Annotated in this window: 7 protein-coding genes; all 7 read right to left on the bottom strand. The window is 44.2% G+C overall.

Annotation, left to right across the window (positions count from 1 at the left end; translation table 11 throughout):
* Positions 1-17: 17 nt before the first annotated feature.
* Entirely contained in the window at positions 18-908 is an 891-nt protein-coding gene (locus B4K20_RS00185) for a triphosphoribosyl-dephospho-CoA synthase (protein ID WP_289244096.1), read from the bottom strand.
* Entirely contained in the window at positions 898-1,812 is a 915-nt protein-coding gene (locus B4K20_RS00180; protein ID WP_289281425.1) for an ATP-grasp domain-containing protein, read from the bottom strand. Before B4K20_RS00180 ends, B4K20_RS00185 begins: the two co-directional genes overlap by 11 nt.
* 6 nt (positions 1,813-1,818) lie before the next feature.
* Positions 1,819-2,802 carry a methenyltetrahydromethanopterin cyclohydrolase gene (mch, locus tag B4K20_RS00175; RefSeq protein ID WP_289244094.1) on the bottom strand — a complete coding sequence of 328 codons (984 nt, stop codon included), beginning with the start codon at positions 2,800-2,802 and terminating at the stop codon, positions 1,819-1,821.
* A gap of 74 nt (positions 2,803-2,876) precedes the next feature.
* Positions 2,877-4,103 (bottom strand): multifunctional CCA addition/repair protein, encoded by a 1,227-nt coding sequence (locus B4K20_RS00170; protein WP_289281426.1) that lies wholly within the window; start codon positions 4,101-4,103, stop codon positions 2,877-2,879.
* A 16-nt stretch (positions 4,104-4,119) separates the two neighbouring features.
* A complete protein-coding gene (locus B4K20_RS00165; RefSeq protein WP_289281424.1) occupies positions 4,120-6,042 on the bottom strand; it encodes a transglycosylase SLT domain-containing protein in 1,923 nt (640 codons plus the stop codon).
* A 92-nt stretch (positions 6,043-6,134) separates the two neighbouring features.
* Positions 6,135-6,623: a chemotaxis protein CheW gene (locus B4K20_RS00160; protein ID WP_289281423.1), complete on the bottom strand. Its 489-nt coding sequence runs from the start codon at positions 6,621-6,623 to the stop codon at positions 6,135-6,137.
* Positions 6,624-9,967 (bottom strand): response regulator (locus tag B4K20_RS00155; protein WP_289281422.1); only part of this gene is annotated, 3,344 nt, incomplete at its 5' end.

Raw genomic sequence — 9,967 nt, 5'->3', positions numbered from 1 at the left:
AGGAACGTATCACCTGCTCAGTGCCGTCCGCTAAATGCTTCGTGGTACTGAAATTCATTAAAAGAAAGCAATTGCTTAAATTTATAAAGCAACAAGGTGGCTGCAATAAGATCAGCCGATGTCCCTGGATTAATTGCTTTCTCTTTTAATTCTTTATCCCAGTGAGTGAGTGCATCAAAATGGGTCTCTACAGTACCCGTTTCTTCTATTTGGATCACAAACTGTTTTGCTCTCTCACTGACTTTGGTTGCCAGCGCAGTGGATTGCTTACGGGATATCAAGCTATCCAACGCCTTCGATAACAACTTAAGATACGCGAAAGCCGTTGCCCATTCAACACTTTCCCCAGAATTTATCGCTTTTGTCAATGATGGCAAACTCAGATCCCATAGCGTGTTGAAATTATTGATATATTGCTGGGCAATTTGATCACGATTTTTTGCTAAATCCATCGCTTCAAGCAAGGTAATGGTTGGTACTGCGCTGATATCCTGTTGGTCTTGTTTACCTAGTCCACCCGCTTCAGCTAAACGAATGGCTTGGTAGCAATCGATGGCATCATCTACAGTCAGATTATTGAGTACGACTTGAAGACGTTCTGGAAGTTCGTCAAAGGTTTCACACGACTGAACAGCCTGACACAGTGGTGCAAACAGTAAAACAATACCTAAGTTGGTATTGCAGTTGACAACACGTCGGGTTGCCTGAATCGATTGCAGAATACGTTCACCTACGGTCAAATCAGGTTTTGCCATAACCGGGGCGATAGCGTGAGCACTTTTAATAAAATCTTCCACCACCATATTATGCCCATCACTGATGACATTAACATTACCGGGTTTGGGGGCAGAGACCTCTTGCTCACAGGCCCAGAATACAGCGTCTTTTAAATCTGACTCAGAGAGCATGGGTCGCTTGTTTTTGTTCAATACGTTTGACTAATGCTTTAGCCAGGTGCATAGCCACATCCGTTCCGGTAGCTTGATAGAGTCCTTTCCAAGCTGGAACACTGTTCACTTCTAACACGGTAAAGTGTCCATTTTTATCCCTGATCAGATCGACACCGGCATAGTCTGCATTCACTGCTGCCGTCGCTTTGACAGCTAATTGCCTCATCTCTTCGGTGACCGTGGTAGCAAAACAGCTGGCTCCTTGAGCAAAATTGGTTATCCATTTATTGGCGCGTCGGCTCATGGCGGCGCAGACTTCATTATCAATGACCAATAGACGCCAATCCTGCCAGATACCTTCAAGTTCTGGTGCAATATATTCCTGCAGATAATAAGCACCACCAACAGGAGGAAGTTGTTCGAATTGCGATAAATCTTCGATTAAGGTGATACCTTTACCTTGGCAGCCGAATAACGGTTTCATCACGATTATATTACCCATATTCAATTCTCGGGTAATGATCTGTTTGGCCATATTGCTGTCTTCGCATGCCCAGGTTCTTGGCGTGCTCAATCCAGCCTGATGCAGGCGTAATGATGTTCTGGCTTTATCTACCGTGTATTCGATAGCCGTTGCTGGGTTAAAAACAGGAATTCCCAATTCAGCTAAGGTATGCAGGACATCCATGCGAAGGGTGATTTGTTCGAGAAAACCTGGCGCAATACCTCGAACCATTGCGGCGGCGGGTAATTCATTCTCAAAGCCGGGAATAAACAAACCGGTCGGGGAGTCTAGATCGATTCGACATGCCGCTAAGTCTGTTAACACTGCTTCGATACCAAACTGGCTCAGTGAATGTGTTAATTGTTCACTGTGCCAGCCGTGGGTATCGTTAAAAATAACAAGGCGGTTTGACGCCATAGTGATTTAAAGTCCGAAAGAAAGATTGAGTAATTCCTGATTCAGCTCACCAGCAGTGAAGCTTTTACCTGTTTTTGTGCTAGTCACAATCACTTTACCTGGACTGAACAACATGCCATCAATTTTGAAAAAGTCATATTCATAAGATTTAAAGATGTCGGCAAAGGGACGGCCATAGTCTGATGAAGTATTACTAGGCATTTTTTCAGCCAGATCTTTCGCTTCTTCATCTGTAGCATCAACAAATAAATGTACTTGACCACCAAATAAAATTGCATCATTAGTGCGGCCCATGGCAGTCATAAAGTCACCACCTGGAGGCGCGACTGGCGTTGAGCCATAACCATCAACAATTTTTTCTAACGGGAAATGCAGTTCGTGTGCTTTATGCATGGCGACTTCCAGGACACGGATAGCAATTTGCATCACACCAGCCAGACTCGAGGTAGGCGTCAAGATGAACGTGAGGTTTTCAGGCTTAATACCACAGTTATTGGCCACTTTTTCAGCCACTTCTACTGGCGGGAAACTATCCACTTCCAGAACAATGACGGTTGATTCAGCTTCGTCTTTGTAACCAAATTCTTTGAAAATTTCTTCTCTAGCTGCCAGCGCACGACCGGGGCCAGAGCCTAAAGCAAAGAACTTACTGTCTTCGCTTTTATGAGATAAGCTCCATCCGGCATATTGACTGCCGAGGCAACTTAAAACGGGGGTCTTAGCATGGACATTAACTGACCATGGCCAGTTGGCAAAGCCACTGTTGGTACCCATGGTGGCCGTACCCAGCCCACCCATACAAATTTCACCAATAAGACGTCCGGCTTCCAGCCCGCCGTTACAGTTAATGCCAGCATCAACCACCCGAGTGCCATTGCTTAAGGTGCTGATTTCAAGTTGTAATGCTTCAGCATTATCAATTAAGGCATCCACTAATGGTTGGCAGGCAGCGTTTACACTGGTCCATTTGGCTGAAATGTCTGTGCTCATTGTAACGTCCTATAGATAGAGTCGAAAAAAAGGTTCATTAGATTATACGTGATGAAGGGCTGGCTTATGCAAGGTCATGGCGCTGCTCGGTAGTGGGATAAGACCCCCTCAATTGCATTGAGTCTATGTTGGCGAATTGCCGATTTGATTTGCTCGCCTGCTAAACCTTGATCAAGTAATGGTTTGATATCGACCTCGGCAGCGTATTGATAACAAGCCGAAAAGGCATCTTTTTCAGGATAATCGGCGGTTTCATACCCTGGTCGACCACGAAAGTCCGCTTCACCTGCCAATAAAAACTGTTCAAACCGGTGAGGACGGCGGAAGCTATCCAAACTTTCAAGCACCTCTAAAACCCGACTGGCATCAAGCTCAAATAATAAGTGAACATCGGTATGAAACTCTGCCACTTTTGCGGCAAGCGAACTGATATCTTTAGGTACTCTCAAGCGCTGGCATAACTGTTGGGTCAGCTTAATACTTGTCGCTTCATGACCGGTATGACTGGGCAATATATCTTTTGGTGTCAGACCTTTACCCAGATCGTGGCATAAAGCAGAGAATCTGACAGCCAGATCTTCGGTTAACTTTGCAGCCTGATCGATAACCATCATCACATGCACACCAGTATCAACTTCAGGGTGCCATTTGGGTATTTGTGGCACACCAAACAGACGATCCACTTCAGGGAATAAAGTGGATAGCGCATTCACCTGTCTGAGGCTAGTGAAAAATACGGAAGGTTGTTCTGTTTGTAATGCTTTTGATAACTCTTGCCAGACCCGTTCAGCCACCAAGTGTTCAAGTTCGCCACTGGCTACCATTTGTTTGATTAGCTGTTGAGTTTCATCGGCAATAGTGAAATTGAAGCGAGCTGCAAAACGAGCGATACGTAGTACCCGAACAGGATCTTCTACAAAAGCAGGTGATACATGCCTGAGAATGCCTTGTTCAAGATCACGAATGCCGTTGAAGGGATCGATAAGCTCACCATCAAGTGATTCGGCAATGGCATTGATGGTTAAATCGCGACGTGCGAGATCATCTTCTAAGGTGACGTCTGGCGAAGCATGGACGGTAAATCCCTGATAACCATGTCCTGATTTGCGTTCAGTTCTGGCAAGTGCGTACTCTTCCTGCGTCTTAGGATGAAGAAACACGGGAAAGTCTTTCCCTACTGGTTTGTAACCATTTTCCAACATATAGTTGGTTGAGGCACCAACGACTACCCAATCACGATCCTTGACAGGTTTTCCGAGCAGTTTGTCTCTAACACAACCGCCAACAAGATACGTTTTTATCGTGTCGATAACGACCTTACTCCGATTTTATTCTAGGCATTCTTTCTGACAACGGTTTAATTGATTGGTTACGTTGACTATCAAAAATAGCTGCATAGCTCATGACCGTTTGGACATAGTGCCGGGTTTCATTAAATGGAATATTTTCAGCCCAAATATCAGCATCAAGTGAATTATCAGGTAACCACTTACTGACACGATGTGGTCCTGCATTATAGGCGGCAGTGGCTAATACAGGATTTTGTTGATTCTCATCATACATGCGACGTAAATAAGCACTACCTAGTTCGATATTACGCTCTGGACGATACAGTTCGTTAAGCTGTTTTAATGGACGATTAATCAGTTTAGAAATCAGGCGACCAGTATCAGGCATCAGCTGCATTAGTCCCATTGCACCAGCATGTGAGCGGGCTTCTGGGTTGAACGCACTTTCCTGACGAGCGATGGCTAGTAACCATGACGGATCTAAACCTTGTGCTTTACTGGCCTGACGCATGGCATCATCATAAACGACAGGGAAACGTAAATCTAAAGCATCCCAATATTGGGCTTTACCCAATAAGGCGATGGTTTGATTATGCCAACCCCATTCGTGAGTCAGCATCGCAATCATTTGAAGTTCACGGTCCGGCCGCGTTTGTTTCAAATGGTAAGCCTCTCTGCGTGCTTCCAAGTGCATACCTTGTATATAGAACTCATGTAAGCGTTGGATTGCAGATTGTTTTTTTAACGCTGCCATGTCTTGTTGAGTCACCGGTATAGGGCGGTGATTCATTTTATAAGGCTGGGTTAGATGATCAGAAGCCAAGAAAGAGTAATAATCGCGCTTACCTAAAATGGCTGAAAATGTTTGATTAGCAGCTTGCTTTTTCCCTAGTGCTTCCTGACTTCTGCCTAACCAATACTGCCAGCGTGTTGTACCCAGCTCATCAATATTCATCAATTTGATAGCTTTTTCAGCGGCTTTCCAGTCTTTTTGCCATAATGCGGCACGCACCTGCCATTCACCACCTGGAATATCACCAAAGTAACGCAAAGCTTTTTTATCACGGTTAAGTGCGGCCCATTTTCCAATCGCTTTTCTAGCTTCAATCGTATCTTGTTGGCTAAAATTGTAGCGCGTTTTAATGTTTGACCAGCTAGTGAATGCTTGCTCCGGCGAACGTCTGGCTAGTCGTTGCAAACCATGAATAATCATTTCACGATTGAGGGCCGTATCAGCGCTTAATGAGCTATTCTTGGCAAGCCCGTTGAATACAGAGAGGGGATTATTATGTATCGCTTGCCACTGCTTCACCAACTGCTGATTATCTACTGGATTGGCGGTTGATTTAGCTAGATAAGTCGCCATAGAGAATTGATTGGCACGCAAGGCCAGCATCATACGTTGATAGCGTAAATCATTGTTTAATAAACCCGCCGTTTCCCAAGCTGAGAATACGGGATCACAGGCTTTTTCTTGTGAGTGGGGGACCAGCCATAACTCAGGCGTAAGTTCAAAAGCTTTTTGTTTCTGACCCGAGGCTAGTAATGCTTGCAGGTAATAGCACTGCCTTGTTGCTGATTGTGGAGGCTGGTAAAAATTCAAATAGTCGGACCAACGATTTTGTTGAGCTAACTTATTTAGCCAAAACATACGTAAACGTTCAGCATAGAAACTGCCATCTTCTTTCTTTAAAAACTCGCTGACAGAAGCGTTGCTGGCCTGACTCAGGCGTCCATTCAGATATAGATACTGTAAATAACTTTGTAGTGGATAGCCATCAAGTTGTTTATGTAGCATTTGATAGCGTGATATTTGATTATCTTGTAGCGCTTTTTTTGCTTGCTGGAACAAATGTCGTTGTTCAGTTAGTTGCACAGCATTATCGCTATAAGCCAGTGGGCTCATCAGTAGACAGAGAATGAAAAACGGCAGTGTTTTGATAATGTTCATGAGGCCTATCTTAAACCATATACGCAGACAAAATCAGCCTATCTGTAAAGAAAATATGAGTGCGATTGATGACGTAAATAGATGATAAATTTTCAATCGTTTTTAGCTGATAAATTTGCGTTCTTTATGGCGATTTCCAGCTTATCAAGATTAGGAATAAAGGCCACTTTATTACCCACTTTTATTTGGCAATACAGATAATCAGAGTTGTTCTGGTCGTGTGTCATTTTAAGCGCCGAAGCGTTTAGCGTAATGAGTTGTGGTGAACCTGTGCAAGGAATCGCATAATACCCAATATCGGCATCAGCATTAATGCCTTCGATAATGCACAGTTTGTTAGCAGGATAAAGTGTTTCTATATTTTGCTTGAGTAAAGTCTCAAGATCGACAACAGCTAATTTTTTTTGTTGCCATTCGACCCACTCTAACCAAGGCGTCATCTTCGTGGCCGCTTGTTTAATCGTTGCTTTTGGAAGCACTTCCGTTATCGTGCTGTTTGGCAGCAGTAGGTAATGTTTCTGCAGTGGAATCAGCATGCAGTGCACGAATTGAGCTTGGGCAGGTTTTTCCATATCTGACATCTACTGTGTGGTTTCCTGAAAACTGACTTTACCCAGCAATTTCTGCATCTGCCAGATGAGTTCTTCTTCTTGGTAAGGTTTGCCTAAATAGGCATTCACACCGATTTCCAGGGCTCTTTCACGATGTTTATTCCCTGTTCTTGAGGTGATCATGATAATTGGAAGATGCCTGAATTCTTGGTCATTACGTACAATTGAGGCGAACTCAAAGCCATCCATGCGAGGCATTTCAACGTCTAACAGAATAATGTCGGGCTTCTGCTCATGTAATTGCGATAGTGCATCAACGCCATCACGAGCTGTCATGACTTCGAAGCCGATACGACGTAAAAGATTGCCTGTCGCTTTGCGCATGGTAATAGAGTCATCGACGACCATCGCGGTTGGCAGTCTGTCTTGTAACTGTTCGAGTTCACGTTCAAGGTTAATCGCATCGTCAGTATCCAGAGAAATATTCTGGCTACTATCCATCAGTGTGGGTATATCCAATATAAAGACCACCCGACCATCCCCAAGAATGGTGGCGCCGTTGATGGCCGTAATATGACCAAGTTGTGTACCGACAGATTTAATAACAATTTCGCGGTTGCTGACAATATCATCCACTAACAAGGCAATGCGTAAGTCACCAGAGCGAAACAGTAGCAGCGGCATTTGATGTTTCAGATTATCAGATAATGATAGTGGCTTATCGAGCAATGAACTCAGCGGCATAAACCGGTATTTTTCGCCCTGAAAATCATAATGTGGTTTATGTGTGCCCAACATTAATTTGATGTCACGAACGCTGATACGTTCACCTGCCGTGATGGTATTTAAAGGCAGGGCGTACTGTTCATCCTGAATCCGAATTAATAAGGCCTGGATGACAGACAAGGTTAATGGCAGACGAATTGTAAATGTACTACCTTTGCCTCGTTCAGATTTGATACTAAGATGGCCTTTCATACCGCGGATTTCATTGCTGACAACATCCATGCCAACACCTCGGCCAGCAAGCTGAGAGACATTGTTTGCGGTACTAAAGCCTGAGCTCAAAATCAGCTGAATCAGCTCATCTTCTGATGGCATATCATGATGGTTGATAAGATTCATGGATAAGGCTTTTTCTCGCACCTTATCGATATTGATTCCTTGTCCATCATCACTGATATTGATGACAATTTCTGAACCTTCACGTGTGATAACTAATGACAGCAAACCGTTAGCTGCTTTACCGTGGTTGAGCCGATCTTCGCTATCTTCAATTCCATGCGCAATCGCATTACGAAGAATATGCTCCAATGGGGCGACAAGGCGGTCAAGAATCGTTCTATCGATATCGAGTTCAGAGCCTCGAATTTTTAACTCGACTTTTTTACCTAACTCAGATGCTGTTTGTCTGACGATGCGTTCAAGCCGACCAACAATGCCACTGAAAGGTAGCAAACGGGTGGTCATCAGACCTTGCTGTAAGTCGGTATTAAGCCGTGACTGCTGCAACAGAATTGCATCAGTTTCCCTGACCAAGGTATCCATCGAGTGACTGATGTCATGTAAATCAATGACGCTTTCAGTTAGCCCCCGAGATAACTGTTGAATCAGGGAAAAACGATCCAACTCCAATGGGTCAAAATCCGATTCATTCTTGAGTCGTTCATCTTCATAACGGAACAAAATCTGAGTTTCCGTTTCAATTTCCAAATTACGCAGCTGATCATGTAAACGAGCAACCGTCTCTTCCATTTCGTGTAGTTGCTGACGCAGTGCTATATGTTGTTGCGTCACCCGATCACGCGAAATACTGACTTCGCCGGCAAAGTTTGTTAGATAATCCAGAAGATCAGCACGAACTCTGACTTGCTCGACATGTTGAGGCGCTGGTGGGGTATCAGTTTGAATCGGGCTGACTGGTAATATATCGGACGCGGTATCTATATCTCTTTCTGCTTGTCTAACTTTTTCTGGTGCAGGTAGCGGTCTGTCTTCAATATGTAAATCCTGGCCTTCCGTGCGTGTGGATATCTCGGCAATCAAAGATAATGCCGTTTTCACCGGCTGGTGATTGGCTAATTGTTCCTGCATTTCCGCCAGCTTATCCTGACAGCGTTGCAGTAAATCAAAGAAATCCTCATCGGCTTCTTGTAAGCCATCGCTGACGGCCAACACTAATGTTTCGATTTGATGCGTCAAATCGGCCATAGGTGAAATACCCGTCAGCCTTGCGCCTCCTTTTAGCGTGTGTAAGTCACGCTGGAGCTGCAATATATCTTGTTCAGTATGAGTATGGCTCACCCAGGCTTTGATGATTTGACTGCTTGAGTCGAGTAGCTCTTGTGCTTCTGCGGCAAAGGCTGACAGCAAGTCATCATCCATATCTGCAGGTATGGCGTAGTCTGTTTCATCCAAGCCCATATCCTGCTGATGACGTGTTTTTTGAGCTAGGTAGTTATCAACCCGAGCAGAAAAATCGGCAGAGGTGGAAAGCGGCTTATTCTGTAATAAGCTTTCAATAAACTGGTTTAACTGCTCATACCCCTGTTCCAGTAAGGCATTTAAACCAATATCTTGAGGATGGCATTGATTAATGAGCTTGTTCAGGCTGGCATACGTGTTTGCAATGAGGGTTTGTTGTGCATCGGATGCCGTTTGCTCTAACTGCCGCAAGGTTGAACTAATGGCAAGCAGATTGTCCTGATCCGTGGGCACCAATTGCCACTGTTTTAATTGCTTGATGTAATCTTCAAGGAGTTCATCCGTTTCTTCCAGCAAGATCATCAGAAATTCAGGATCAATGACTGGTGCCAGTGCCGTTTCTCCAGACGGTGTCAGTTCAGAAATATAGGATGATAATGTGATCAGGTCAGGCTGTTCGCTCTGATTCATCACGTGTTCAAGCAGTTTGTCTAGGCCATCAACCACCTCATGCATCAACGTCATCTGATGATTATCAAGCACAGTATCGTTCATATGGAGTTGCTTAACAGCTTGATCCATTTCTGTGGCAATCATCGCCATGGTTTTTATGCCGGCAATATTGGCACAGCCTTTTAATGAGTGAACCGAGCGTAAAACTGGCGAAGTGATTTGTCTGGAAAAAGCGATATCGTTGAGGCTTTGCTTCAGTGTTGAAATATGTTGTTGTGCTTCTGCCACAAAGATATTGAGCAACTCATTATGCTCTTCTTCTGCAATTTCATCCGCTTCCTGTTCAGATAATGTTTTTGCTTTGATGTATTGATCGACAGATGTGTTGTCTTGAGCACGTTGAATCAGGTAACGGTCAACAGAGCTTATGGGAGACCGTATTTCTTCTACAGGAATACTTGTGCGGAATGCCTCAATTTCTTTTAAACGATCCTGCT

It is taken from the genome of Methylophaga sp. UBA5088 (assembly GCF_002414625.1).
Classification (GTDB): domain Bacteria; phylum Pseudomonadota; class Gammaproteobacteria; order Nitrosococcales; family Methylophagaceae; genus Methylophaga; species Methylophaga marina.
Note: the sequence above shows the minus strand (reverse complement) of the source record. Positions and strands in the feature narration are given on the sequence as shown.

Excerpts from the sequence above, each read along its gene's own strand:
- B4K20_RS00180 (WP_289281425.1), bottom strand. The coding sequence starts at position 1,812 with ATGGCGTCAAACCGCCTTGTTATTTTTAACGATACCCACGGCTGGCAC.
- mch (WP_289244094.1), bottom strand. The coding sequence starts at position 2,802 with ATGAGCACAGACATTTCAGCCAAATGGACCAGTGTAAACGCTGCCTGC.
- B4K20_RS00160 (WP_289281423.1), bottom strand. The coding sequence starts at position 6,623 with ATGTCAGATATGGAAAAACCTGCCCAAGCTCAATTCGTGCACTGCATG.
- B4K20_RS00185 (WP_289244096.1), bottom strand. The coding sequence starts at position 908 with ATGCTCTCTGAGTCAGATTTAAAAGACGCTGTATTCTGGGCCTGTGAG.
- B4K20_RS00165 (WP_289281424.1), bottom strand. The coding sequence starts at position 6,042 with ATGAACATTATCAAAACACTGCCGTTTTTCATTCTCTGTCTACTGATG.